Below are 24,867 nucleotides of genomic sequence, written 5' to 3' on the forward strand. Positions count from 1 at the left end.
TTTTGGACGTTAGCGAAGTGATTGTCGCATTATGCCGTATACAGAGAGCGGCGGAAACTCTTCGCAATAATTAAAGGCGTGCTAGTGTGTGATACCCAACTTCTGCAGCACATCGTAAAGCCCTGCAGGCCCCCTGTGGCGATATTCTTTCTTCTCTTCTAGTTCCGGTTGTTTCTTTTTATCAAGCCGTTGGCGAACTCGCCAGTCCAGGTTTTGAATCAACTCTAAAGGCAAGCGATCAGGCGTAGCATCGGGAATGAGGGGTTGAGGATGAGTCGCGTCCTGTAATTTAAAGTCCGACAGCTGACTTACTGTTGCATAAACGCCTGTGGCCATCACAGTACTCGGCTGAACATCTAAAGGCCTTGCTCTGCCAGCACCAATAGAGCGCTGCCAGTTCACCTCTGTTGGGCGTTCAGAGACAACCGGGTCAGCTCCCAGGGCCGAGACCCAATAAGCAAACTCACCGGAAAAACCGTGGTTAACGGCTTCGCCTGCGTGTTGCTCAAAAAAATCAGCCGCATTACTCTGAACAGCAGAAACTTGACTCATTAAGACTCTGAATTATCAATTACCGATAGTTCTGTATCGGCCAAAGTCCTAAAAGTTTAAGTTTTCTCTTTACAGCTAAGTTAAGGCTGTTATTATACGCGCCACTTGAGTGGAGGGGTTCCCGAGTGGCCAAAGGGATCAGACTGTAAATCTGACGGCTCAGCCTTCGCAGGTTCGAATCCTGCTCCCTCCACCATTTATTACTTCTCGGCCAGCTTCAGCACGACCTTTCCTTGAGTTTTATTCGCTGCAACATAGTCCAGCGCCTGCTGAATATCATCGACCATAAAAACCTGATCGATAATAGGTTTTATTTTGCTGGTTTTAAACTTGTCACTGAAGTCATCCCATAAACCACTTAAAATCTGACCTTTTTGTATTGAAGACAGCGCCCGCAAGGTCGAGCCAATAAGCTTCTGACGCTTCATTAGCATTCTCCCGAAATCAACTTCGCCCGTACGACCGCCCATTAAGCCAATCAAAATAATACGACCGTCTTGCTTTAAATACTGCTGGTCTTTTGCGATAGATTCACCGGCAACCGGGTTGAGGATGACATCGACTTCTCCCAGCGCCTTAACTTCTTCAACAATGTCTTGCTGATATCGGTTAATAACGTGCTTCGCGCCGATGTTCAGACAAAATCGTGACTTTTCATCGCTGCCTACGACCGCTATAACGTCATTACCGCTTTCACGGCACAACTGTATGAGTGAGGTTCCAACACCACTGGCACCAGCATGAGCCAATACACGCTCTCCTTGCTTTAACCCGGCCAACTGGAAAACATTTAGATAGGCAGTAGCAAAAGTCTCCAGCCAGCCTGCAGCAGTTTCATTACTCCATTCTTCCGGCACTTCCAGAAGTTGCTTTGCCGAAACATTCACCCGTTCCGCAAAGCCTCCCCCAGCCAATAACGCGCTAACACGTTGTCCCGGCCTCCAATCTGAAACCTGACAACCTACTTGCTCTATGACGCCGCAGACTTCTAACCCGGGAATATCGGATGCGCCTTGGGGCGGCGGATATTTCCCCGCTATTTGCATTAAATCTGCGCGGTTAACCCCAGCACTTAAAACGCGCAGTTGAACCTCATCTGCATCCGGCTCGCTTAAGTTAATACCGTCTTTCCATGTCACTTTTTGCTCTGAAATCTGAATTGCTTTCATATCAGCCTCGGTTGCCGCTTAACATTATTGAGATTAGCCAGTATGCTGTCGGTATTGAATATTATCAGGATACTGTTTGACACTAATGGACAAAACCTTAGAGCTCAATGATAAACGTGTGTTATTGATTGATGACCAGAAGCCCTTTCAGGTTATGCTCAAAGGTCTGCTGTTAAATTTGGGGGCAAAGGACGTCCAGATCAAGACAACGGGCGAGGCAGGCATTGCAGCCTACATTAAAAATCCGCACGATATTCTGTTAGTGGATTATAACTTGGGCCGTGGTCGAAATGGCCGACAGGTACTTGAAGAGCTTCAGGTGCGTGGTTTAATGAAGGAACACACCCTGTTTTTCATTATTACCGGTGACAATACCCGTCCGATGGTCTTAAGCGCGCTGGAACTGCAGCCAGATGACTATTTAATGAAGCCTTTTTCCCATCGTGTTTTACGCTCTCGTTTAATGCGTGCTTACAAGCGCCGCATGTGGCTAAAAGATGTGTTTAAAGCCCTGACGAATCACGATTACGAAGCCTGTATTAGCGCCTGCCAGAAACACATTCAGTCCAACAGTCGTTACAGCAATTATTGCCGTAAGCTGCAAATTGAGCTGTACAATAAGACCGGACAACTGGATAAAGCCGAAATTGCGATTAAAGATCTACTTGAAGAGAACTCTCATAGCTGGGTATTTTTAAAGTTAGCGGAAACTCGTTTACTGCAAAACTCGCCGGAAGAGGCGCTTAATATTCTTAATCATATTATTAAGCGCATGCCCAATGCTATTGAGGCTCATGATTTAAAAACCGAGTGCTACCTGCAACAACAACAGCTTGAAGATGCACTGGAAAGCGCTCGTGATGCAATAACGATGGCGCCCTTTTCTATCGAAAGGCAAACCAAACTGGCTCATATAGCACGCGACAACGGTGACTTTGATATAGCCAAACAAGCCATGAATAATGTTTTGCAAATAGCGCGTAAGTCGGTCTTCCGTAATGCGCAGCACTTGTGTAATTACTTGCGCAGTATTCTTGATGCTGCTGAACACAGCGACACACCGCAACAAATTAGCAAGTACCAGACCGAAGCAACAATGGAGCTTCAGCGAGCCCGTTACGATGAGCATCTGTTGCATGCTGATATTTCATTTGAAGATTTAGAAGCGATTTTATTGTCACGAATTGATTCGTTTAATGGTCGTTTGCGTGAAGCTCAACAGCGGTTAAACGAAGTTGTGGGTGAAAACCTGGCAACGAACCAACCCATCAACAAAGATTTATTACCAGACGTTATCGCGGTTCTTCTGGATGTCGGCGAATACGAAAAAGCCAATGCCCTCGCCGCATTTAAAGACGACAACCTGTTACTTGACAGTTATACCACGAAGATCCTGCAAGCCAGACTTGTCGCCGCTCAAAAGCAGCAAGACGCATTCTTTAAAGTACACAAAGCAGGCGCCGAAGCTTACCAGGAAGGCCATTACAGCCGTGCCCTTGAGTTATTCCGTGAAGCGATGGAGGCAGCCCCAATGAATAGCGGTGCCGCACTTAACTTTATTCAGGCTGCCGTTCGCTTTATAGAAGAAAACCCTAAGGCAGAGCGAAATTTATTGAAAAAAGAATGTAATCAGTGTTTTAAAGTGTTAGAAGGTCTGCAGCTTTCCAGCAGCCACAGTAACCGCTATGAGCGATTACTGGAGCAAACCGAAACCTTAGAACTGCGTTAGCTTAATTTTTGATTGGCTGCCAGCGTCCCTGCCTGATAGTCTTTTATCGCCTGTTCAATCTCACCGGAGTTATTCATGACAAACGGCCCATACTGAGCAATTGGCTCTTCTATGGGTTTGGCGGCTAATAAAATAAATCGTGCACCTTCGTTAGCAGTGCACGTTAATGTGTCCGCCGGATCAAGCACGAGCAATTCACCTTCCTTTGCGAGCTCTCCGTTAACCGTTAAATCGCCCTGATAAACATAGAGCAGGCGACGTTTTTGTCCCTGAGAAGGCAAGCTAAAGTCTTTCTTCCCTAAGTGTACGTCCAGCATTAAAAAATCACGCCCCGGCGCTCTTACCGGACCTTCTTTCTGTTCATATTGTCCTGAAATTACTCTCACAAGAGCACCATCACTTTCTACTTCTGGAATAGTCGCGGATGGAAAGTCATGCCAATCGGGTTCACTCATTTTTTCCTCCGACGGCAAGTTAACCCATAGCTGAAAGCCCCACATCAAACCTTCAACCTGCTTTGGCATTTCCGCGTGTATGATTCCTTTCGCTGCTTTCATCCATTGCACACCGCCAGCCTCGACGGCGCCCGTATTGCCCACAGAGTCCTTGTGCTCCATGGTTCCAGCCAGCATATAAGTCAAAGTACAAAATCCCCGATGCGGATGAGGTGGAAACCCTGCAATATAGTCATCGGGATTATCCGAACGAAATTCGTCCAGCATTAGAAATGGATCCTGATGCTTTAAGCCCGGCTGATTAATGATGCGGGTAAGCTTAACCCCAGCACCGTCCTGAGCCGGCATACCCCGGTGTTTAGCCAAAATCGCGCTCATGATTTTTCACCTCCATTTTGACCCCGGTTATGTGTTTGATGAAAGTCAATTTCAGGGCCTTTAGGCACCACCTGAGTCGGGTTAATTGTGGTATGGCTGGCATAGTAGTGAGTTTTTATATGATCCATCACAACCGTTTCTTCCACACCTTGGTGTTGATACAGCTCCAGCAAGTAGTTCCACATATTAGGGTAATCGACAATGCGTTTCTTATTGGTCTTAAAGTGACCGAAGTAAACCGCATCAAAGCGAACCAAAGTTGTAAACAACCGCCAGTCAGCTTCTGTCAGTTCATCACCGGCGAGGTAACGACTCTGGCTGAGAATACCTTCGACTTTATCCAGTGCAGCAAACAAAGACTGATAAGCCTCTTCGTAAGCCTTTTGCGTGGTAGCGAAGCCACTACGATAAACACCATTGTTAATGTCGTTGTAAACCCACTCGTTAATTTCTTCTATCTGCTTTTGCTTACTCGCCGGAAAAAAGTCCAGAGTATTTCCGGTCAGCTCATTAAAGACAGAATTGAAAATTCGTATAATTTCCGCTGACTCGTTATTGACTATGGTCTGGGTTTTCTTATCCCATAACACCGGTACCGTAACTCGCCCGGTATATTCCGGATCTGCTTTCAGATAAATTTGATAGAGAAAATCAGCGTCATAGAGTGGCTCGTTAAGAGGGGCTTCAGAAAATTCCCAACCATTCTCCAGCATCAACGGATGCACTACCGAGACATCAATATGATTTTCCAGACCTTTTAGCTTCCGGAAGATTAATGCCCTGTGAGCCCAGGGGCAGGCATAAGAAACGTACAGATGATATCGACCGGATTCGGGCTCAAACTCTGTACCTTTAGCGACTGTATTGCGAAACTGTGACTCGCTGCGCACAAAGCGGCCACCATGTTTCTCTGTGTCATACCACTTATCGTGCCACTGACCATCCACTAATAAACCCATAATAAATTCCTCTTGTTTAGATGCCTATATAATAGGGTCTATTTTTTGGAATTATTAGCGCAATGTATTCAGTTTTTATTTCTAAAAAATAGAACTATAGAAAGGAGTCTACAACATTAGCCGCTTTTTCGCTGGCTGAGACTTTCAACTGCTGATGAATCGTTTTGAACTGTTCAAGCAAAACGGTGTTGTCCCGCTCAATTAACTCAGCTAAGGCCTGCTCGATGCCTTCTTCAGACGCCTCTGACTGAGCGAGTTCCGGCACAATTTCTTTGCCCGCTAAAAGGTTCGGCAATGAAAAGAACGGCGCATGGAATAAACGTTTAATAATTTGATAAGACAACCAATGGAACCTATAAGCCACCACCATAGGGCGTTTAATAAGTAATGCTTCAAGCGCCACAGTTCCCGATGTCAGTAGCAGGTAATTTGATGCCGCCATAACCTTACGGCTTTCGCCTACAGGAAGCACAATGGTCAATTCTGGACTGTATTGCTTAATGAGTTCCTGAAACTGCTCAGCACGAGCCTGGCTTATCATCGGTGCCACGAAACGAAGGTTTGGGTATTTCTCTGCTAACTTTTTTGCAACTCGCAAAAATACAGGCGCCATACGAGCAATTTCACCTTTTCTGCTACCAGGCAAAATAGCCAAATACTCGCTTTCAGACTCCAGTTTTAGCTCTTTTCTTGCTAAATCTTGCTCCCAATGCATTGGAATGTCATCGGCCAGAGGATGACCAACAAAGGTTGCAGGTAACTCATGTCTATCGTAGAAGTCTTTTTCAAAGGGCAATAAGCACAGTACATGGTCTACCGCCTTTTTTATACCCTTAATACGGCCTTCACGCCACGCCCAGACCGATGGGCTTACGTAATGAATAGTTGATATTCCAGCCTTTTTAAGGCGAGTTTCAACGGTCAGATTAAAATCGGGAGCGTCGATACCTATCATCACATCGGGTTGTTCGGAGATAAGGTAACTGACTAAGTTCTTCCTGTGTTTCAATAACTTGGGAAGTTGTTGAAACACCTCAGCAATCCCCATAACGGCCAGATCATCCATGGGGAAATACGAGTCCATCCCCTGCTCTGCCATCAGCGGGCCACCAACACCAATAAAAACAGCATTGGGATGGCGTTTCAAGATTGCCCGCATAAGCCCGGCTCCTAAGAGGTCGCCAGAATGTTCGCCGGCGACAATTGCTATTTTAGGCCTCTGCTTGCTGATCATTAGGGACGAATAATGCCCCGCGAGCTGTTCCGAACAAAATGCGTAAAGCCCTCGAGTGCAGGCTCATTTAATGAAGCAATACTTTCCAATGCTTCATCAATAGTCAAACTGGAACGGTACAAGATTTTGTAGGCACGACGAACATTCTGAATCTGTTCAGAAGTATAACCACGTCGTTTCAGACCTTCCGCATTAATGGTTCTTGGTTTGGCATTATGACCCTGCGCCATAACAAAAGGAGGGATATCCTGAACCACAATTGAGTTAACTGCAGCAAAAGAATGTGAACCAATATGGCAAAACTGATGCACACCCGTCATGCCTCCCAGGATAACCCAATCCCCGACATGAACATGCCCAGCCAAAGTAACCTGATTAGCAAAAATATTATCGTTACCTATGATGCAGTCGTGCGCCACATGCACGTATGCCATAAACAGGTTGTTGTCACCAATTTTAGTCAATGAGTTATCCTGAACCGTACCACGATGAATCGTTACAGATTCACGGAACACATTATTGTCACCAATAACAAGCTCCGTTGGTTCTCCATCGTATTTTTTATCCTGACAGTCCTCACCAACCGAAGCGAATTGATAAATCGTATTGTTTTTGCCCATGGTTGTCGGGCCCTTAAGAACAACGTGCGAACGAATATCACAGTTGTCGCCGATAAGGACATCAGGACCAATAACCGTCCAGGGACCCACACTAACATTCGTGCCGAGCTTTGCACTGGGGTCGATAATTGCGGTTTCGTGAATCACTTAAACTTCTCTTCTTGCACAGATAATTTCGGCAGTACAGGCCACTTCACCATCAACTTCTGCTCGCCCGGTAAATTTCCAAATACCACGACGCTCTTTTTCAAAGGTGACGTAAAAATCAACGGTATCGCCGGGAATCACCTGACGCTTAAATCGGGCATTATCAATACCAGCAAACAAATAAAGATCATTTGCACTTTTTTTGCTTTCAGTAATCTTAAAGCCAAGTAAACCACAGGCCTGAGCTATGGCTTCCAGCAACAACACCCCCGGGAAAATAGGTTTCGCCGGAAAATGGCCATTAAACATTGGCTCATTAAACGTGACATTTTTGATCGCATGTAATGAATCTTTAGAGTTTGTTTCGATAACTCTATCGATTAATAAAAACGGATAGCGATGAGGTAATAGATCCAGTACCCCTTGAATATCAAATCCTGATTCCGTAATTTTCAAACCTTTCACCTTACTCAGTTATTATCGTCAGCTTGCTTCTCTAAGTCTTTAACACGTTTGAAGAGATCGTCCAGCTGACGGAATCTTGCCCCATTGCGGCGCCACTCACGATGACCGCTGGCAGGGATACCTGACGCATAAACACCAGGCTCAGTAATTTCCTTTATCACCATAGCAAATCCCATGATTTGCACGTCGTCACACACACTAATGTGACCATTTATGGCAGAAGCTCCGCCGATCATACAGCGCTTACCAATATGACAACTTCCGGCCAATACCGTACAACCTGCAATGGCAGTATCCTCATCAATGAATACGTTGTGAGCAATCTGACATTGGTTATCGATAATACAGCCCGACGATATAATCGTATCGTCAAGCGCACCACGATCGACCGTTGTGCTCGCGCCAATCTCGACATTATCCTTAATGACAACACGGCCCAACTGAGGAATTTTCAGCCATTTACCGTTGTCAGGCGCCCAACCAAAGCCATCGGCACCAATAATGGCACCTGAATGAAACAAACAATCATTGCCAATCACACAACGGTGGTAAATTATTACCCCTGACCACAATGTGCACCCGGAACCAATTTGAGTTTCGGGACCAATATAACAATGCGCTCCTATACTGCTATTATCACCAATTATAACGCCATCATCTATAACCGCATACTCACCAATACTGACGTTATTACCGATACTAGCCGACTGAGCAATTTTTGCAGATTGCGCTACGCCGGTTGCTGGCTTTGGAGTGGTATCTAATAGTTGTGCTATTCGCGCAAATGCTGCGTAAGGATTTTTTACTTTAAGCGCGTTATCAATTGCGTCACTATCGTCTTTTTCGGAAACGATAACGGCACCAGCAGAAGTCGATTCTAATTGACTTTTGTAACGACTGTTCGCCAAAAACGCGATAGCGTCGCCAGTAGCAGACTGCAAGGTCGCCACGCGCAAAATGGGGAGCTGCGAATTTCCTCGCACCTCCCCACCCACATGGTCAGCCAACTGCTGCAATGTGTACTCAGTCATAAATTAGTTACCTGAAGTCATTTTCTCGACAACAGCACCAGACAAGTTATTATCTGCTTTCATATAAGTAACAGCATTGCTTTCAAGAACGATGTCATAGTCTTCAGACTCTGCAACTTCAGTAATCACTTCCTGAACTTTACCAAGCAACTTGTTGCGTTCCTCATTCTGGCGCGCACGAGTGTCTTCCTGAAGTGCTTTGCTTTTCAGTTGAGCTTCTGAAATGGTTTGCTCCAGATCACGCTCTAACTGAGTTTTCTCAGAAGCTGACATAATAGACGCATCGCGTTCTTGTTTTTGACGCAGTTCCTGAACTTTCTGTTCAAGACGACGCATTTCTTCAAAGCGATCCTGAAATTCAGTTTGCAGTTGTTCTGAAATTTGTTCACGTTGTGGTAATTGTTGGAATATTTCCATCATATCGACCACACCAATTTTTTGCTGTGCCTGTGCCGCACCGGCAAAAAGTGCTGTTGAAACAGCGACAGCCGCAGCTGTTGATTTAATTAATTTTTTCAAGGTAAAACTCCTTCAAATTTTTGTAACTATTATGTAATTATTATTATCAGAATGTGGTTCCGATATTAAATGAGAACACTTGGGTTTCATCACCTTCAACTTCTTTCAGCGCTCGACCTAACGAGAAGGTTAGTGGACCCATTGGAGATATCCACTGCACTGACACACCTGCTGATGCTCTGAAATCTCCAGGAGAACTAAAATCAGTTAACGGTTCGCTTCCGGGAACCACTTCCAGATTTTTATATCTATCGTAATCGAATTCTGTATCCCAGACCATACCGAAGTCAACAAAGACACTGGTTCTTACACTATTTCGCATACCTTCATCGACAAAAGGTGTGGGGACAATGAGCTCTAAGCCACCAACAACCTTCGCATTACCACCAACAGCGTAACGACTGACCTGAACCCTCTCAGTACCATCGCCAGATGGCAATCCGCCCGGCGCACCGGTCACATCAGGCGGCGCTGGCAGTTGGCTTGCGGAACTGTATATAGCCCGCGGCCCGACTGTGTTCGGTTCAAACCCGCGTAAATCACCTTGTCCACCAACTCTGAAAGACTCCCAGAATGGCAGCAAATAATCATTACCGCGGTCATCCGACCCGTACCCATTACCGTAACCTAAGTTCAGGCGTGTCAGGAACGTCCATTGCTGATCGCGAGTTATAGGATAGTAATGTTTATAATCATAATTTGCCCGGAAGTACTGAACATCACTAAATGGCGCGGAAATTTCAATTCCGGCTTTCTGTGACGAACCACTTGTTGGGAAACGTCCTCTATTCAATGTCACTCGGGACCAACCCAGGTTGAACTCATAAATATCGAAAGCAACCCCGTCGTCCGGGTTTTCTCTATTCAGGTAAGCTGAATAGAATTTGCGTATTTGCTCATAACCATCAACATTGGTGACTTCTTGGTTTTTATAGCCCACGCCAAAGTTAAAACTGTTGATTTCGTCAACTGGGAAACCAATCCCGGTTGAAACACCAAAGGTTTTCTGATTATAACGAATTAAGTTCTCAGCCTGACCGGCATCAAACTCACTCATGTACACTTGACCCGATAAACTAACGCCATTCATTGTAAAGTACGGGTCTGTGTATGAAACGTTAACGTTTTTATTAAAGCGGCTGGTACTGACATTAAAACCAACCCGGTTACCCGTACCTAAAAAGTTATTTTGCTGAACACCCGCATTAAGCTGCAAACCAGAGTAGTCACCATAGCCAATACCCGCATTAAACGAACCGGATGGTTGCTCTTTTACCTTATAGGTGACATCCACCTGATCCTCGCGGCCCTCTACTCGCTCAGTAGATGTTTCTACGGTTTCGAAAAAGCCAAGTCGTTCAAGACGAACTTTACCTTGCTCGATATTGCTATCAGATAACCAAGAACCTTCAAGTTGACGCATTTCACGGCGAAGAACTCGATCTTGTGTTGCTCCGTTACCTTCAAAGCTTATCTGACGAACATACACTCGTTTACCCGGATTTACCGAAAACGTAATTTTAACCGTTTTGTCTTCATCATTATGTTCCGGAATTGCACGGACTTCAGGGTAAGCATAACCATAGCGACCATAAAAACGGCTGATCATATCTTCAATGTAGGTTACCTGAGCCGCATTGTAGAGCGTACCTTCTTCTATTTTTCCAATTCTGCCAACAAGTTCATCATGGCCTTTCAGATCACCTATAACATCAGTTTCACTAATATTATATTTGTCGCCCTCATTCACATTAACCGTGATATAGATGCCTTCACGATCCGGCGTCATCGAAACTTGCACGGACTCAACCTGAAATCGCAGATACCCGCGATCGCGGTAAAAAGATTCTAAAGTTTCTAAATCACCACTTAACTGTTGTTTCTGGTAGCGCTTTTCACCAATAAAGTTCCACCATGGGAGATCATCTCGAAGCTCGAACGCATCCAAAATCTGTTCATCCGAAAAAGCTTTATTACCGACGATATTAATTTGTGCGATTTCGGCTGCATCGCCCTCTTCAAAGTTCATTCTTAACTCAACACGATTTCGCGGTAAGTCAACAACCTGAACCTCAACCGATGCATTGTATTTACCGACACTGTGGTAAAAGTCTTCCAGACCTTTCTCTATGCCTGAAATCGTTGTTCTATCTAGCGGCTCACCGGTAACGATATTGTTATCTATCAAGCTTTCCTGAAGCTGCTCATCTTTAATATCACTGTTACCGTCAAAAGTAATTTCGGCAATCGTCGGTCGCTCACTAACGGTAAAGATTAACGTGTCGTCATCTCTGCGCGCATCGATATAGTCAAAGTGTGTCGATGAATACAGTGACCGAATAGCGCTACGAATTTGTAGCTCACTCACTTCATCACCAACCCTGACAGGGATGTAGGTCAACGCAGCACCTAGAGCAACACGTTGTAACCCTTTAACCTCGATATCTTCGACAACAAATTCATCTTGTGCGTAGGCTGGTGCTACTGCACCTGCAATCATGGCACTCACTAACAGCTTTTTAAACGTCATTATCACTAGCTACTTATTGTTAATTCGTGACTCAGAATGCGAAACGGGCGATGTCATTTGATATTGCTAACGCCATCAACGCGAATACCAGCACCCCACCAATCCTATAGCAAACGTCTTGCACTCTTTCGGATACCGGCTTACCACGTACCCACTCAATGCTGTAAAACATTAAATGACCGCCGTCTAACACCGGTAAAGGTAATAAATTAATTATCCCTAAATTGACACTCAACAGCGCCAAAAAACTTAAAAAATATACGAACCCGTTACTGGCACTAACACCAGCGCCTTCAGCAATGCTTAAAGGTCCCGCCAGATTCTTTACTGAAACATCTCCGGTCAGCAGTTTACCTATCATTTTCACGCTAACAACCATCAATTCCCAAGTTTTTTCTGCGCCTTTAGCTAAGCCCTCGAAAAAACCGTATTGATGCGTAAACACGTAATTATCTGGCAACGGCTCAGTTACCGGAACAACGCCAAGGTAGCCTATGACAGCATCCTGGCTTTCCCGTTCCCCGATTTGAACAGAAATTTGTTGCTCAACCTGATTTCTTTCTATGGTGAATAGCAGTTCCTGACCTGCAGATTCAGCAATAACTTCACGTATTTTTGACCAACTATCGACCCTTTTCCCTGCAATATGCGTAATTTTGTCGTCTTGCTTTAAACCACTCATATCAGCCGGTGAGCCACTTTCAACCTGGCTGAGTTCGGTATAAACTGTTGGTTGATAAACGCCGATACCCAAGCTACCAAACGTAGACTCTGTTTCTGGATCGAAATTCCAACTCGTTAAATCGAGCGTCCGCGTTACTTCATTCCCAGCTGGCGTTCGCAGAGTTAATACCGTTTCGTTATCACCAATTGCTGACATTAAACCCAGTTGCACTTGCTGCCAGTCATAAGCTTCAATATCATCCACTGAAAGAATTTGGCTACCCCGCTCAAGTTCTGCTTCAGCAGCAATTGACTTCTCTTTTATATCACCAATGACAGGTTTTACCGTTGGTACGCCAATACCAAACATTAACCATAGGACGGCTATCGCCAGAACAAAGTTTGCGACTGGCCCTGCTGCCACGATAGCAAAGCGCTTATAAACCGACTGTGCGTTAAAACTCACATCGCGTTCTTGTTCGGAAACCTCGTCAATGCGCTCGTCCAGCATCCGGACATAACCACCCAAAGGGATAATACCTAACTGATAAAGCGTGCCGTCTTTACCCTGACGTTTCCATATTGCCCGACCAAAACCAACCGAGAAGGTTAGCACTTTAACGCCACAACGACGCGCAACCCAAAAGTGACCAAACTCGTGAAACGCAACTAAAATACCCAGAGTTACTACGAAGGAACAAAAATACCAAATTGCGTCTATCACTGTGCGTACTCCTGCAACCATTTATTGGCCGCTAAACGCGCTTGTTTGTCTATGGCTAACAGCGTTTCTAAACTATCGGCCTCATCAGCTTGTATTGATTGTAATACCGAATCACATACCTTTGAGATATCAGTAAAACCAACCTGTTCTTGTAAAAATGCGGCAACAGCCACTTCATTAGCAGCATTTAATGCCGTGGTTGCCCATTGTCCTTCCCAGCAGGCTTCTATCGCCAGTTGCAGACAAGGATAGCGTTGTGCCTCCGGCTGTTTAAAGGTCAGCTGACTAATTTGCGTAAAATCGAGACCTGAAACGCCACTTTCTAAGCGCTCCGGATAACCGAGAGAGTGCGCTATGGGCGTACGCATGTCCGGTTCCCCCATTTGCGCCAATACAGAACCATCGGTGTATTGAACCATGGAGTGGATCACACTCTGTGGATGAATCACCACTTTAAGTTGCTCGCGTGAGCAGTTAAATAGCCAGCGCGCTTCAATGTACTCCAGCCCTTTATTCAGCATGGTTGCAGAGTCAACGGAAATTTTTCGTCCCATCGACCAGTTTGGATGTTTACAGGCTGAGTTTGGCGTTTGTTGAACCAGTTCGGCAATAGGCAAGTCTCGAAATGGACCGCCTGAACCTGTCAGTAATAAATACTGAATACCATGTTCAGTTAACGACATGGTTCCAACCTGCTGTTGAGCAGATTGCGGTAAGCATTGAAAAATAGCGTTGTGCTCACTGTCGACTGGGATAATTTTAGCGCCTGAACGTTGAGCATGATCGATAAACAACTGTCCGCTCATGACCAAAGCTTCTTTATTTGCCAATAACACGTCTTTACCCGCGTCTATAGCAGCCAATGTTGGTGATAGTCCGGCAGCACCGACAATCGCCGCCATAACAACATCAACTTCACTCGCTGAACTGACTTCTGCTAAAGCCAGCTCACCGTATATTACCTGAGTCGACAACTTAGAACCTAAAAGCTCTTTAAGTTCTGAAGCACTGTCTTGTGAACCCATCACTGCAAATTGAGGAGCATGCTTACAACAAAGTTCAGCCATAGCTTTAACCTGGCTATGCGCAGTTAAAGCAAAAACCTGAAAGTCATCCGGATGTCTTGCAACAACATCAAGAGTATTTTGACCGATGGAGCCTGTTGCCCCCAAAACCGTAATTCGACGCATAGGTTTAATGCAAGAACTCCAGATAAGCTAACGTAAAAATTGGCACTGCAGCTGTAAGACTATCAATCCGGTCAAGAATTCCCCCGTGGCCAGGTAAAATCGAGCCACTGTCCTTAACTCCGGCGCTTCGCTTAAACATACTTTCGTTTAAATCCCCGAAGACTGAGGCAACAACCGTAAACAGTCCCGTCAAATAGTAACCTGTAAACTGATCGGCCGGCACTTTGGTCCAGTGCGCAACAACCATCATCACCACAAAAGCTAAGGTCACGCCCCCACACAAGCCTTCCATGGTTTTTCCTGGGCTCACCGCAGGCATCATCTTATTTCGGCCATAACGAACGCCGGCAAAATACGCCCCAACGTCAGCAGCCCAAACCAGTAATAGAATAAAGAGTACGACCCAACCACCAAAGAAGCGTGATTCATCAAAATCAATTGAGCGCACTGTAACCAGAGCTGCCCAGGTAGGAATAAATATCAATAAACCAAATACACCGACAATCGCGCGCGTTCTCGACCACATACGCCGGCTGGAAGGATAGTTTACGATCATCGCCAGTGCGATAACCCACCAAACTCCGCCCGCCAATATGGTGTAATAAATGAGTTTAGAAAGTTCGCCGCCTTCCCATAGATGTTCATATGGTGCCAGCCACGACAATACGCCGATGATGGCACCAACAAACAAGGTGTAAGCAATACGCGCTGATACGCGACGCACCCCCATTAACGGAGACCATTCCCAGGCGCCAAGCATTAGCACGCCTTGGATAAACAGAGCGAAGCCCCATAGCGGCAGCATAAAAACCCCGTAAAGTGCCACCGGAACCAGCAATAGTGCTGTAATAATACGTTGTTTTAGCAAGTGTTATTCCTCTATCCGAGTTTCTATGCCTTGCATGAGCACGTTCAATTGTTCGCTCGTTAAGCCAAAGCGACGTTCGCGTTGGGCGAAATCAGTAATCGCACGAGCGAACACAGCATCATCAAAATCAGGCCACAGTGTCGAAGTAAAATAGAGCTCTGCATATGCCAGCTGCCACAAGAGAAAATTACTGATTCGACGTTCACCACCAGTGCGGATTAATAAATCCGGTAACGGTTGATCCGCCATCATCAATTCTTCAGCTATCGCCTGTTCGGTAATCTCTGATGGTTCCATCTCACCGGCTTTAACTCTGTCGGCCAACTTACGACTCGCTTGCGTAATATCCCACTGACCACCGTAATTTGCAGCGATATTCAAATTTAATCCGCTATTATTCTGAGTTTTTTCTTCTGCTTCATAAATACGTTTTTGCAGACGCTTTGAGAAAGCTTCTTTGTCACCAATAATGCGTAAGCGAATATCGTTATCATTGAGTTTTTTCACCTCGCTTTTCAGTACTGACATAAATAGCTCCATCAGCACTGAAACCTCTGTGGCGGGACGCTTCCAGTTTTCACTACTAAATGCAAATAGCGTCAGCGATTCTATACCATTACGGCGAGCAAAAGCGACAGCTCGACGCACCGCTTCTGCACCGGCTTTATGCCCGAAGGTTCTTATTTTACCGCGTTGTTCCGCCCAACGACCATTCCCATCCATAATGATGGCAACGTGCCTGGGAACTAACTGCTCAATTGACGGTAATTCTTTCATTAAATCTGCCGTAAACATTAAAAAACGCCGTGCGAGTATACCTGACACGGCGTCATAGACCAACGTAGGGAAGGTTTGATGACTAAATTTCCATCAAGTCTTCTTCTTTTGCTTTTAATGATTCATCAATTTGCTTCACATATTTATCGGTCAGCTTTTGAATTTCATCTTCAGCGCTACGCTCTTCGTCTTCTGTAATCTCTTTTTCTTTAAGAAGATCTTTGATGTCACCATTAGCATCACGGCGAATATTACGTACCGCTATACGACCATGTTCAGCTTCTGCCCGCACAATCTTAACCAAATCGCGGCGACGCTCTTCTGTCAAAGGAGGCAACGGGATGCGAATAACCGCACCAGCGGAAGCTGGGTTCAAACCCAAGTCCGAATTAATAATGGCTTTTTCAACAGCGGCTGAAGCAGATTTATCAAACACGGTCAGAGCCAAAGTTCTAGAGTCTTCTGTCGTAATGTTCGCTAATTGTTTCAGCGGTGTATCGGTACCGTAATAGTTCACCATAACACTATCCAGAATACTGGGGTGCGCTCGGCCTGTACGTACTTTTGACATCTGACTACGCAACGACTCAACACTTTTTTCCATGCGATCTTTAGCGTCTTCTATAATTTCTTTTATCACTGTCTTATACCCTTTTATTCAATAACTGCAGTTACTCTGCGTTCTTGCTGATCAGTGTACCTTCTTCTTCACCCATAATCACGGCTCGTAAAGCACCCGGCTTATTCATATTAAACACCCTGATAGGTAAAGCGTGATCTCGCGCGAGAGTAAAAGCCGCTAAATCCATTACTTTTAACTGTTTTTCCAGTATATCATCGTAACCAATGTGCTTATACAACGTCGCATCCGGGTTACTGACTGGGTCATCTGAGTAAACCCCATCAACCTTTGTCCCCTTAAGTACGACTTCAGCTTCAATTTCGATGCCACGTAAACACGCAGCTGAATCAGTAGTAAAGAACGGGTTTCCGGTTCCGGCTGAGAAAATCACCACACGACCTGATTTTAACAAGCTAATAGCTTCAGCCCAATTGTAACTGTCACATACGCCGGTCAATTCTATAGCTGACATTAAGCGAGCGTTAACAAAAGCACGGTGTAAAGCATCACGCATTGCCAAGCCGTTCATTACCGTTGCCAGCATACCCATATGGTCACCCACAACGCGGTTCATGCCGGCTTTTGCCAAACCTTCTCCACGGAATAAGTTACCACCACCAATGACTAAGCCTACCTGAACCCCTAATTCAACCAATTCTTTAATCTCTTGCGCCATACGATCAAGCACTTTGGCGTCAATACCAAATGGCTCGTCCCCCATAAGGGCTTCACCACTGAGCTTTAACAATATGCGTCGATAACTGGGTTTCGGATGGGTGCTCATCATTGCCTCTACTCTTTTCCTTTAGTTTAAAAAAAACCGCGTCCTGAACGCTCAAGACGCGGTTTACTATTTTCTATTTCATGGGGTTGGTCGAGACCACGCTATTAGCCTTTGCTCGCTGCCGCCACTTGTGCCTGAACTTCAGAAGCAAAATCTTCTTCTTTACGTTCAATACCTTCGCCCACTTCAAAGCGAACGAAAGTAACAACATCAGCACCTGCCTTCTTAAGTAACTCACCAACAGTCATTGATGGATCTTTAACGAAAGGCTGACCTGTCAGGCTGATTTCACCAGTAAACTTACGCATACGGCCTTCAACCATTTTTTCAGCGATTTCTTTCGGCTTACCGCTCTGCATTGCGATATCAACCTGAATTGCGCGTTCCTTTTCTACAACTTCAGCTTCCACGTCTTCAGGTTTAACAAATTGTGGGCTGCTTGCTGCAACGTGCATGCACAAGTCACGAGCCAAATCTTCATCGCCACCTTGAAGTGCAACAGCAACACCGATACGAGCACCGTGCGCATAAGTTGCAACAACATCACCAGCTTCAAGCGTATGAACACGACGAACGTTCATGTTCTCGCCAATTTTAGCGACTAAGTCTTCACGAGTTTTCTCTACTGTTTGACCATCGATTTCTGTTGCTTTTAGTGCTTCAATGTCATTTTCTTTATTAGAAAATGCCGCGTTAATCACTTTATCGCCAAATGCCAGGAAGCTGTCATCACGAGCAACAAAGTCTGTTTCACAGTTCAGTTCAACCAAGGTTGCCTGATTGCCTTCAGACTTAACTAGGATAACCCCTTCAGCTGCAACACGGCCTGCTTTTTTCGCCGCTTTTGCCTGACCGCTTTTACGCATCAGGTCAATTGCCGCTTCCATATCACCGTCGACTTCCTGCAATGCTTTTTTGCAGTCCATCATGCCAGCGCCTGTGCGCTCGCGCAGTTCTTTTACTAGAGCTGCTGTAATTGCCATGATTCTATTCCTCGATTATTCAGTTGCTTCGACGAAATCGTCAGAGTCTTTCGCTTCAACTTGCGCTGTACGTGCTTCTTTTACCGCTTCAGCAGCAGTGTTCAAGTATAATTGAACGGCACGAATTGCATCATCATTCCCCGGAACAATGTAATCAACACCGTCAGGATCAGAGTTTGTATCCACAACAGAAACAACTGGAATGCCCAGGTTATTTGCTTCTTTAATAGAGATGTGTTCGTGATCAGCGTCGATAACAAACAGAACGTCAGGTAAGCCGCCCATGTTTTTGATACCGCCTAAACCTTTTTCCAGTTTTTCCATTTCACGAGTGTTAACCAAGGCTTCTTTCTTGGTCAGTTTCTCGAATGTACCGTCCTGGCTCATGGTTTCAAGGTCTTTTAGACGCTTGATTGATTGACGAACTGTTTTCCAGTTAGTCAACATGCCGCCTAACCAACGGTGGTTTACGTAGTACTGACCACAGTTAATGGCTGCTTCTTTAACCGCTTCAGCTGCTGCGCGCTTAGTACCAACAAACAGGATTTTTCCTTTGTTTGAAGCAACATGCTGCATGTAGCTCAACGCATCGTTGAACATAGGCACAGTTTTTTCGAGGTTAATGATATGAATCTTGTTACGTGCACCAAAAATGTAAGGTTTCATTTTTGGATTCCAGAAACGAGTTTGGTGACCGAAATGGACACCTGCTTTGAGCATGTCACGCATTGACACGTTAGCCATAATATTTTCCTTTTTAGGGGGTTAAGCCTCCATACATCCCATAAGCCGACTTGTTCTTAGACAAGCACCCCGCCTTATGTGTCGATGTATGTGTGGATTATAATTTACATACAAGTGTACTTAGTCGGTGCTTCTGCTTTCAAATTTAGAATAGCAGTAAGGCCAAAAAAGCGTGCGTTTTATACCATAAACTAGATCCTCATACAACAAAAACCGCCACTTAACTTGTGTTTTGCTCGTCCTCAAAGATAGCGAATTTTATCAGTCACTGTTAAACTGTCGGCTTTTCCAGCAGTCATGGACAGGAAGAGAATGACCATCTCAATAAAGACGCCCGAAGAAATCGAAAAAATGCGCGCTGCGGGTAAGCTTGCCGCCAGTGTGCTTGAAATGATCGGTGACTACGTAAAGCCAGGTGTAACGACAGAAGAACTGGACGACATTTGTCACAAATACATAACGGATCATAATGCCTACCCGGCTCCGTTAAATTATCATGGTTTTCCAAAGTCAATTTGCACTTCGGTTAACCACTGTGTCTGTCACGGTATTCCTGGCCCGAAAAAACTGAAAGATGGCGATATCATGAATATTGATGTCACAGTTAAGCTGGATGGATATCACGGTGACACCTCAAAAATGTTCGTTGTGGGTAAGCCCTCGATTATGGCTGAACGTTTAATCAAAGTGACCCAGGAGTCGCTTTACAAAGCCATCGAAATGGTTAAACCGGGTATTAAACTGGGTGATTTTGCCGAAGTTATTCAAAAACATGCAGAAGGCCATGGTTATTCCATTGTTCGCGAATACTGCGGTCACGGCATTGGTTCGGTGTTCCATGAAGACCCTCAAATTCTTCATTATGGTCAAGCTGGCACTGGCGAAGAATTAAAAGCTGGTATGTGCTTCACTATTGAACCTATGGTTAATGTCGGTAAAAGACACACTAAATTAATGAAAGACGGTTGGACAGTCTTAACTAAAGACCGGAGCTTAAGTGCGCAGTGGGAGCATACCTTATTAGTTACCGATAACGGTGTTGAAGTACTGACACTGCGCAGTGATGAGCCTGACTTAGCGCGAGTTATCGAGCACAGCTAACGCATTTGCAGGGAGAGCCTATGGCTAACGTTCACAAAGATAAAGATTTTCACGGGCGTTGGCCTGATAAAACTCGCGCTCCCTGCATAAAAGACTATAAGACGCTTCTAGAGAGCTATCAAAACTGGTCTGCTGCACGTTTTGTTACCGCCGATATTGATGAGTTAGTCCACCACCGTTCGACGTTTTTCGACCAACTCATTGGTCAGCTTTGGCAACAATTTCAACTTGAAAATGAACCTGCCAGCATACTAGCGGTAGGTGGCTATGGCCGGGAAACACTGCATCCGGGTTCGGACATCGATTTACTCATTCTGATAAGCCCCAAGACGGAAAAAACTGAGACTGAATTATCTGACAAACTCAGTCAGTTCCTCACTTTTTTATGGGATCTTCATCTGGATATTGGCCACTCGGTACGTACTGTCACAGAATGTTTTAGTCAGTCTGAAAATGACATCACCATAGCCACAAACCTGATTGAAAGTCGTTTTCTTTCCGGATCAGAAAGCCTCTATAATGAATTCCATCAACAGCTCTTAAATGACTTTCCCTGGTCAAGTCGCGATTTTTATCAAGCCAAACTTGATGAGCAAAAGCAACGACATCAGCAGTACCATAGTACCTCCTATAATCTTGAGCCTAACATCAAATCAAGTCCTGGCGGATTGCGCGATATTCAAACTGTTGGCTGGATTGCTAAGCGTCACTTCCGCACACACTCTGATGAAAACTTAGTTGAATACGGATACATGACTGCCGATGAGTTCGTTGAACTTCGTGACTGCATGAACTGGCTATGGCGTATCCGCTTTGCACTTCACCTGGAAGCTGGTAAAAGAGAAGATCGTTTACTCTTTGATTTTCAGCCAGGCGTTGCTGTTCGGCTAGGCTATGGTAATGACGGTAAAGCGTCAGTCGAGACCATGATGAAGGATTATTTCAAAGTGGTTTTGCGCGTCAGCGAGCTCAATCAGATGTTGCTGCAGTTTTTCCACCAGGCAATATTAGGCACTCAGGATTTACAGCACGCCGAGCATATCAGCGACGATTTCGCCGTTGCTAATAAACTGCTAACGGCCCGTCATGACCAAGTATTCGAAGATCACTGCAATATCATCCGAGCTTTTGTTTGCATTGCTGAGCACCCGCAAATTACCGGTATTCATTCGAATACCATACGCTTGTTAAGGAATGCCCGTTCTCAGTTAAACGAACCACTGAGCCATGACCCAGTGTGCCGTGATTTATTTAACCAACTGATTCAGCATCCCAGAGGTTGCGGCCTATCCTTTGCACTCATGCATCACCATAGTGTGTTAGCCAGCTACCTATCTCAATGGCAACAAATTGTTGGGCAAATGCAGTTTGACCTTTTTCACGCTTACACTGTGGATGAACATACCTTTCGTTTAGTCAGAAACCTGTATCGTTTTAGCGACGAGGAATTTCAAGACAAGTTCCCCTTATGCGAGAAACTCGTGGCTCAAATGGACCGACGCTATTGTCTTTACTTGGCCGGTATTTTCCATGATATAGCCAAAGGTCGCGGCGGTGACCATTCTGAATTGGGTGAAATGGATGCGCGCAACTTTTGTCATCAACATGGTTATGACGAAGAGGATGCCGAGTTGGTAGCCTGGCTGGTAAGACACCATCTCACCATGTCAGTTACTGCTCAAAAGCGTGATATCCATGACCCTGAAGTGATACAAAACTTTGCTAATCAAGTCTCAACACTCGAACGATTAGACTATCTTTACTGCCTGACCGTAGCGGATATTCGTGCGACCAATCAGTCACTGTGGAATAACTGGAAAGCGACTTTATTGGAAGAACTGTATAACGCAACCTCCTATCTACTGCAGCAGGACAGCAACAAGCCGACTCTGGATATTCGCCAAAAAATTCAAGAGAATAAGGCCAGTGCTATGGCTTTATTGCTCAGTGCCGGCTTTGAAAAAGCAGAAATTATGGCGTTATGGGGACGTTTTACCGCCGATTATTTCTTCCGACATACTGCAGAACAAATCAGTTGGCACTCTCAACATATTTTAAACTTACCCACTGACCAGCTGCCTCTTATTTTAATTGGTGATGAAAACAACTACGGTACAACTGAGCTGTTTATTTATCATCATGAAGAAAGTCATTTATTTGCGTCTGTTGCTGGTGTTCTGGATAGCCAGCAGTTAAACATCCTGGACGCGCAAATACTTGCCACTCGTGACGGCTTCGTCATGGATACTTTTGTCGTCTTACAGCGAGACGGCAAGCCGTTAACTGAGCCTCATCGTATTGAAGAAGTCAAACAGCAATTGCTGGATGTTCTGCATAAACGGATCCCCGTTCCGAGCACAAAACGTCCGTTGTCGCGCCGCATGAAAAACTTTTCGGTAGCAACAGAGGTCAGCTTTATTCCCAGCAAGCATCATGGCCGAACAACCTTTGAGTTAGTAACACTAGACAGACCCGGACTGATTGCTAAACTTGCGGCTATTTTGCAACAACAAAACGTCACCTTACTTGCCGCAAAAATAACAACCATCGGCGAGCAGGCAGAAGATTTATTTATTGTCACAACCGAGCATCAAACCGCTCTGGACGACAAACAGAAAAAAACATTGAAAGCACAAATTATCAAAGACCTGGAGTTTTAAATTCTTATCATGGATAACATTAAACAACGCATCATCGATGCATTTGAACAACGCGACCACATCAATGCCCGCACAGAAAACGACGAGCTGCGTGAGGCGGTTCGGTACGTTATTGACGAAATTGATCGTGGTGAATTACGGGTTGCCGAGAAAGTTTCCGGCGAATGGGTTGTTCATCAATGGCTAAAAAAAGCCGTCCTGCTGTCGTTTCGTTTAAACGACAACGATCTTATTGAAGGCGGTGAAACCCGTTTTTGGGATAAAGTTCCGGCCAAATTCGCCGATTACGACAGCGCCCGTTTTCGCGCAGAAGGTATGCGTGTTGTTCCGCCAGCCATGGTGCGTAAAGGTGCATTCATTGGCCGCAATGTCGTCGTTATGCCGTCCTATGTAAATATCGGAGCCTACGTTGGCGAAGGTACTATGGTTGATACTTGGGCTACCGTTGGTTCGTGTGCGCAAATTGGTAAGAATGTACACTTATCCGGGGGCGTTGGTATTGGTGGTGTATTAGAACCATTACAGGCCAACCCAACTATTATCGAAGACAACTGTTTTATTGGTGCGCGTTCAGAAATTGTTGAAGGCGTTATTGTTGAGGAAGGCGCGGTTATTTCAATGGGCGTCTATATTGGTCAGAGCACCCGTATCTATGATCGCGAGAACGATCGTATTCTCTACGGCCGAGTGCCTTCAGGAGCGGTTGTAGTTCCTGGCTCATTGCCATCGGCGAACGGAACACACAGCCTGTACGCGGCCATTATTGTAAAACGAGTCGATGCCAAAACCCGTGCAAAAGTGGGTATCAACGCTTTGCTGCGTAGCGCGGAATAGTCATTATTCAATAAATGGCCGATGAAACTCATCCGGCAGTGGTAATTCCAAATTCATTGGCTCGCCACTGACCGGATGATGAAAGCTCAACGCCGTTGCAGCCAACAACAGACGATGAATGTCGAAGTGAGATCGAAAAAAGTTGTTGTGCCGCCCATCTCCATGATTCGTGTCACCCACAATAGGATGTCGAATGTGTGCCATGTGCCTGCGTAACTGATGTTTTCGACCTGTTTCTGGTTGCATCTGCACCAGCGAATATCGCGTGGTATCATGTTTTTTACTGACTTTGTAAGGCAGTTCGACCTGTTTCAGACACTCATAATGCGTTATCGCTGACTGCTTTTCTTTATCCGTATCAGCATCGGCATCGGCTAATTTATCCAACTCCTCTTTCAAGGAATAATCGATGGTGCCACTGTCTGACACATAACCTCTGACGACCGCATGATACGTTTTACGCACCTGGCGCGCTGTCATTTGTTCCGTTAAAGAACGTGCAACATCGCTATTCAAAGCAAAGATGAGTAATCCCGATGTTGGCCTGTCCAGTCGATGCACCGGATAAACATGACGACCCATTTGATTGCGCAACATCTGCATCGCAAACTCGCGGGCCCCGCTTGCTATTCGACTTCGATGAACTAATAAACCACTGGGTTTATTGATAACGGCAAGGTACTCGTCCTGATAGACAATTTCTAACTCATCCACCGTTAAACATCTTCCTGAAAAGGGTCTGTTCCGCTTAGCAAAACATCGAATTCACGTATTAGCGTAATTAATTGCTCATACTGTTCCAGCTCATTACGGTAGGTGTGCGCTGCCATTGGACTAACGGCAATACCTTCGGGTAAAGGTCGTTGGCTATCCACCAGGGCCCACATTCGGGGTAGCATGATAAACTGTAGCCACTGATGAAATTCCAGCGTATCAACAGCAAAAGGCTGCTGGCTTTCCAGTGCCTGCACCGGGGGCTGGTGAGACTGCCATAAGCCAAGACTGTTCAGTTCCCGCTCTATTCTATCCAGCAATCGAGCGGCTTTCTGATACTGCTCCATATCAGACTCCGTTACCACATCATTGTATAAACCGATATAATGGCGCCATAGTGATTTAATACGCCTTA

General features: G+C 45.3%; 24 protein-coding genes and 1 tRNA gene. 5 read left to right on the forward strand and 20 right to left on the reverse strand.

Going from position 1 to position 24,867, the window contains the following annotated elements:
* Positions 1-81 precede the first annotated feature (81 nt).
* Entirely contained in the window at positions 82-552 is a 471-nt protein-coding gene (locus CWI78_RS07660) for a VC2046/SO_2500 family protein (RefSeq protein ID WP_126781845.1), read from the reverse strand.
* Between the two features lie 111 nt (positions 553-663).
* Between CWI78_RS07660 and CWI78_RS07665 the strand changes: the two genes are divergently transcribed.
* Positions 664-748 (forward strand) — tRNA-Tyr (locus CWI78_RS07665).
* 4 nt (positions 749-752) lie between these two features.
* Here the strand turns inward: CWI78_RS07665 and CWI78_RS07670 are convergent.
* On the reverse strand, positions 753-1,721 hold the full coding sequence (locus tag CWI78_RS07670) for an NAD(P)H-quinone oxidoreductase (protein WP_126781847.1): 969 nt from the start codon (positions 1,719-1,721) through the stop codon (positions 753-755).
* 85 nt (positions 1,722-1,806) lie between these two features.
* Here CWI78_RS07670 and CWI78_RS07675 point away from each other — a divergent pair, with 85 nt between their 5' ends.
* Positions 1,807-3,450, forward strand: a complete 1,644-nt coding sequence (locus CWI78_RS07675) for a tetratricopeptide repeat-containing response regulator (RefSeq protein WP_126782181.1) — start codon at positions 1,807-1,809, stop codon at positions 3,448-3,450.
* On the opposite strand, the gene CWI78_RS07680 is transcribed toward CWI78_RS07675, so the two are convergent.
* The 16 genes from CWI78_RS07680 to rpsB form a co-directional block, all read right to left on the reverse strand.
* A complete protein-coding gene (locus CWI78_RS07680; protein ID WP_126781848.1) occupies positions 3,447-4,283 on the reverse strand; it encodes a pirin family protein in 837 nt (278 codons plus the stop codon). The genes CWI78_RS07675 and CWI78_RS07680 overlap by 4 nt on opposite strands.
* A complete protein-coding gene (locus CWI78_RS07685; protein ID WP_126781850.1) occupies positions 4,280-5,242 on the reverse strand; it encodes a glutathione S-transferase family protein in 963 nt (320 codons plus the stop codon). The genes CWI78_RS07680 and CWI78_RS07685 overlap by 4 nt, the downstream gene beginning before the upstream one ends.
* 94 nt (positions 5,243-5,336) lie before the next feature.
* On the reverse strand, positions 5,337-6,476 hold the full coding sequence (lpxB, locus tag CWI78_RS07690; RefSeq protein WP_126781852.1) for a lipid-A-disaccharide synthase: 1,140 nt from the start codon (positions 6,474-6,476) through the stop codon (positions 5,337-5,339).
* Positions 6,476-7,243, reverse strand: coding sequence for an acyl-ACP--UDP-N-acetylglucosamine O-acyltransferase (gene lpxA, locus CWI78_RS07695; RefSeq protein WP_126781854.1), 768 nt, complete (start codon positions 7,241-7,243; stop codon positions 6,476-6,478). Before lpxA ends, lpxB begins: the two co-directional genes overlap by 1 nt.
* Positions 7,244-7,699 carry a 3-hydroxyacyl-ACP dehydratase FabZ gene (gene fabZ, locus CWI78_RS07700; RefSeq protein ID WP_126781856.1) on the reverse strand — a complete coding sequence of 152 codons (456 nt, stop codon included), beginning with the start codon at positions 7,697-7,699 and terminating at the stop codon, positions 7,244-7,246. It abuts the gene before it with no gap.
* A gap of 14 nt (positions 7,700-7,713) precedes the next feature.
* Positions 7,714-8,739 carry a UDP-3-O-(3-hydroxymyristoyl)glucosamine N-acyltransferase gene (gene lpxD / locus CWI78_RS07705; RefSeq protein ID WP_126781858.1) on the reverse strand — a complete coding sequence of 342 codons (1,026 nt, stop codon included), beginning with the start codon at positions 8,737-8,739 and terminating at the stop codon, positions 7,714-7,716.
* A gap of 3 nt (positions 8,740-8,742) precedes the next feature.
* The gene (locus CWI78_RS07710; protein WP_126781860.1) at positions 8,743-9,258 is read right to left on the reverse strand and encodes an OmpH family outer membrane protein; all 516 of its coding nucleotides are present in this window, start codon (positions 9,256-9,258) and stop codon (positions 8,743-8,745) included.
* A 46-nt stretch (positions 9,259-9,304) separates the two neighbouring features.
* The gene (bamA, locus tag CWI78_RS07715; protein WP_126781861.1) at positions 9,305-11,788 is read right to left on the reverse strand and encodes an outer membrane protein assembly factor BamA; all 2,484 of its coding nucleotides are present in this window, start codon (positions 11,786-11,788) and stop codon (positions 9,305-9,307) included.
* A 31-nt stretch (positions 11,789-11,819) separates the two neighbouring features.
* Complete coding sequence (rseP, locus tag CWI78_RS07720) at positions 11,820-13,175, reverse strand: sigma E protease regulator RseP (RefSeq protein WP_126781863.1); 1,356 nt, start codon at positions 13,173-13,175, stop codon at positions 11,820-11,822.
* A complete protein-coding gene (ispC, locus tag CWI78_RS07725; protein ID WP_126781865.1) occupies positions 13,172-14,365 on the reverse strand; it encodes a 1-deoxy-D-xylulose-5-phosphate reductoisomerase in 1,194 nt (397 codons plus the stop codon). Before ispC ends, rseP begins: the two co-directional genes overlap by 4 nt.
* Before the next feature lie 4 nt (positions 14,366-14,369).
* Entirely contained in the window at positions 14,370-15,233 is an 864-nt protein-coding gene (locus CWI78_RS07730) for a phosphatidate cytidylyltransferase (RefSeq protein WP_126781867.1), read from the reverse strand.
* 3 nt (positions 15,234-15,236) lie between these two features.
* Positions 15,237-16,010, reverse strand: coding sequence for a polyprenyl diphosphate synthase (uppS, locus tag CWI78_RS07735; protein WP_126782183.1), 774 nt, complete (start codon positions 16,008-16,010; stop codon positions 15,237-15,239).
* Between the two features lie 82 nt (positions 16,011-16,092).
* Complete coding sequence (frr, locus tag CWI78_RS07740) at positions 16,093-16,650, reverse strand: ribosome recycling factor (RefSeq protein WP_126781869.1); 558 nt, start codon at positions 16,648-16,650, stop codon at positions 16,093-16,095.
* A gap of 31 nt (positions 16,651-16,681) precedes the next feature.
* A complete protein-coding gene (pyrH, locus tag CWI78_RS07745; RefSeq protein ID WP_126782185.1) occupies positions 16,682-17,416 on the reverse strand; it encodes a UMP kinase in 735 nt (244 codons plus the stop codon).
* Positions 17,417-17,520: 104 nt separating this feature from the next.
* A complete protein-coding gene (gene tsf / locus CWI78_RS07750; protein WP_126781871.1) occupies positions 17,521-18,399 on the reverse strand; it encodes a translation elongation factor Ts in 879 nt (292 codons plus the stop codon).
* 15 nt (positions 18,400-18,414) lie between these two features.
* The gene (rpsB, locus tag CWI78_RS07755) at positions 18,415-19,143 is read right to left on the reverse strand and encodes a 30S ribosomal protein S2 (RefSeq protein ID WP_126781873.1); all 729 of its coding nucleotides are present in this window, start codon (positions 19,141-19,143) and stop codon (positions 18,415-18,417) included.
* A 312-nt stretch (positions 19,144-19,455) separates the two neighbouring features.
* Between rpsB and map the strand changes: the two genes are divergently transcribed.
* Genes map through dapD form a run of 3 tightly spaced genes read left to right on the forward strand, consistent with a single transcriptional unit; the run spans position 19,456 to position 23,738 of the window.
* Positions 19,456-20,244, forward strand: coding sequence for a type I methionyl aminopeptidase (map, locus tag CWI78_RS07760; protein WP_126781875.1), 789 nt, complete (start codon positions 19,456-19,458; stop codon positions 20,242-20,244).
* Between the two features lie 20 nt (positions 20,245-20,264).
* Positions 20,265-22,904: a [protein-PII] uridylyltransferase gene (gene glnD, locus CWI78_RS07765; protein WP_126781877.1), complete on the forward strand. Its 2,640-nt coding sequence runs from the start codon at positions 20,265-20,267 to the stop codon at positions 22,902-22,904.
* A 9-nt stretch (positions 22,905-22,913) separates the two neighbouring features.
* Positions 22,914-23,738, forward strand: coding sequence for a 2,3,4,5-tetrahydropyridine-2,6-dicarboxylate N-succinyltransferase (gene dapD, locus CWI78_RS07770; RefSeq protein WP_126781879.1), 825 nt, complete (start codon positions 22,914-22,916; stop codon positions 23,736-23,738).
* Positions 23,739-23,741: 3 nt separating this feature from the next.
* Here the strand turns inward: dapD and truC are convergent, their stop codons facing one another.
* Complete coding sequence (gene truC, locus CWI78_RS07775) at positions 23,742-24,452, reverse strand: tRNA pseudouridine(65) synthase TruC (RefSeq protein ID WP_126781881.1); 711 nt, start codon at positions 24,450-24,452, stop codon at positions 23,742-23,744.
* A 2-nt stretch (positions 24,453-24,454) separates the two neighbouring features.
* Positions 24,455-24,799 carry a YqcC family protein gene (locus tag CWI78_RS07780; protein WP_126781883.1) on the reverse strand — a complete coding sequence of 115 codons (345 nt, stop codon included), beginning with the start codon at positions 24,797-24,799 and terminating at the stop codon, positions 24,455-24,457.
* Positions 24,800-24,867: the final 68 nt, after the last annotated feature.

The sequence above is a fragment of the Idiomarina ramblicola genome (assembly GCF_003987255.1).
GTDB classification, from domain to species: domain Bacteria; phylum Pseudomonadota; class Gammaproteobacteria; order Enterobacterales; family Alteromonadaceae; genus Idiomarina; species Idiomarina ramblicola.

What these genes read in the sequence shown, in the direction of transcription:
- CWI78_RS07660 (WP_126781845.1), bottom strand. Translation starts at nt 552, where the DNA reads ATGAGTCAAGTTTCTGCTGTTCAGAGTAATGCGGCTGATTTTTTTGAG.
- CWI78_RS07670 (WP_126781847.1), bottom strand. Translation starts at nt 1,721, where the DNA reads ATGAAAGCAATTCAGATTTCAGAGCAAAAAGTGACATGGAAAGACGGT.
- CWI78_RS07675 (WP_126782181.1), top strand. Translation starts at nt 1,807, where the DNA reads ATGGACAAAACCTTAGAGCTCAATGATAAACGTGTGTTATTGATTGAT.
- CWI78_RS07680 (WP_126781848.1), bottom strand. Translation starts at nt 4,283, where the DNA reads ATGAGCGCGATTTTGGCTAAACACCGGGGTATGCCGGCTCAGGACGGT.
- CWI78_RS07685 (WP_126781850.1), bottom strand. Translation starts at nt 5,242, where the DNA reads ATGGGTTTATTAGTGGATGGTCAGTGGCACGATAAGTGGTATGACACA.
- lpxB (WP_126781852.1), bottom strand. Translation starts at nt 6,476, where the DNA reads ATGATCAGCAAGCAGAGGCCTAAAATAGCAATTGTCGCCGGCGAACAT.
- lpxD (WP_126781858.1), bottom strand. Translation starts at nt 8,739, where the DNA reads ATGACTGAGTACACATTGCAGCAGTTGGCTGACCATGTGGGTGGGGAG.
- bamA (WP_126781861.1), bottom strand. Translation starts at nt 11,788, where the DNA reads ATGACGTTTAAAAAGCTGTTAGTGAGTGCCATGATTGCAGGTGCAGTA.
- ispC (WP_126781865.1), bottom strand. Translation starts at nt 14,365, where the DNA reads ATGCGTCGAATTACGGTTTTGGGGGCAACAGGCTCCATCGGTCAAAAT.
- uppS (WP_126782183.1), bottom strand. Translation starts at nt 16,010, where the DNA reads ATGAAAGAATTACCGTCAATTGAGCAGTTAGTTCCCAGGCACGTTGCC.
- pyrH (WP_126782185.1), bottom strand. Translation starts at nt 17,416, where the DNA reads ATGAGCACCCATCCGAAACCCAGTTATCGACGCATATTGTTAAAGCTC.
- tsf (WP_126781871.1), bottom strand. Translation starts at nt 18,399, where the DNA reads ATGGCAATTACAGCAGCTCTAGTAAAAGAACTGCGCGAGCGCACAGGC.
- rpsB (WP_126781873.1), bottom strand. Translation starts at nt 19,143, where the DNA reads ATGGCTAACGTGTCAATGCGTGACATGCTCAAAGCAGGTGTCCATTTC.
- map (WP_126781875.1), top strand. Translation starts at nt 19,456, where the DNA reads ATGACCATCTCAATAAAGACGCCCGAAGAAATCGAAAAAATGCGCGCT.
- glnD (WP_126781877.1), top strand. Translation starts at nt 20,265, where the DNA reads ATGGCTAACGTTCACAAAGATAAAGATTTTCACGGGCGTTGGCCTGAT.
- dapD (WP_126781879.1), top strand. Translation starts at nt 22,914, where the DNA reads ATGGATAACATTAAACAACGCATCATCGATGCATTTGAACAACGCGAC.
- CWI78_RS07780 (WP_126781883.1), bottom strand. Translation starts at nt 24,799, where the DNA reads ATGGAGCAGTATCAGAAAGCCGCTCGATTGCTGGATAGAATAGAGCGG.